We start from the raw sequence: 949 nt of genomic DNA, 5'->3' as shown, positions 1-949 counted from the left end.
GCCCCAGCCAGCTGAGCCCCCGGTCGCTCATCTCGTAGGCGGAGAAGTACTCCGCCTCCTTCCCGCGGGGGATCAGGTGCGAGAACAGCGACCGCGACAGAGCCTGGCTGCCGCCCATCACGAGCCCGATCGCGGCCGCCAGGACGTAGAAGAACACCGGCGCGTCGGAGGGCAGGACATAGGCCGCGGCGAGGATCAGGGTCCAGACCGCCAGCGACGCGAGAATCGTGCGCTTCGCTCCGTACACCCGGGCGAGTCGTCCCATGCCCAGGGCCCCGGCCACCGCCAGCACCTGCACGAGCAGCACCGCGGTGATCAAGGTCGTCTGATCGAGGCCGAGCTCCTCGGAGCCGTACAGGGAGGCCTGCGAGATCACCGTCTGGATGCCGTCGTTGTAGACCAGATAGGCGAGCAGGAAGGACAGCGTGAGCGGATGGCGGCGCATGTCGCGCAGCGTCGCCCGCAGCTGCCGCCATCCGGAGCCGACCGCTCCGTCGCCGCCCGCCTCGACCCGCCGGTCGCGCAGCCGCCGCAGCGGTACCAGGGCGAAGGCCCCCCACCACACGCCGGCCGAGGCGATGCAGATCCGTACCGCGTCGGACTCCGACAGCCCGACGGAGTCGTGGCCCGTGTAGAGGACCCGCTTCAGGATGAGGACGAACGCCCCCGAGGTGTACCCGAACGCCCAGCCGCGCGAGGAGACCGCGTCGCGCTCCTCCGGGGTGGCGATCTGGGGCAGATACGCGTTGTACAGGGCCATCGACACGGAGATCGACGCGTTCGCCACGATCAGCAGGAAGGCGCCCAGGAGGTAGCGGTCGCCGTCCAGGAAGAACATGCAGGCCGTCGCCGTCGCGCCCGTGTAGGCGGCCGCCGCGAGCAGGGGCTTCTTCCGGCCCGTGCGGTCCGCCGCCGCACCCACGACGGGCATCACGAGCACCGCCACGAC

1 protein-coding gene is annotated in these 949 nt (G+C 71.0%); it reads right to left on the bottom strand.

The genetic code is table 11. From position 1 onward, the window contains the following. Nucleotides 1–949 (bottom strand): MFS transporter (locus tag D8M29_RS12810; protein ID WP_127446055.1); only part of this gene is annotated, 949 nt, incomplete at both ends.

This window comes from Micrococcus sp. HSID17227 (assembly GCF_003989405.1).
GTDB classification, from domain to species: Bacteria; Actinomycetota; Actinomycetes; order Actinomycetales; family Micrococcaceae; genus Micrococcus; species Micrococcus luteus.
Note: the sequence above shows the minus strand (reverse complement) of the source record. Positions and strands in the feature narration are given on the sequence as shown.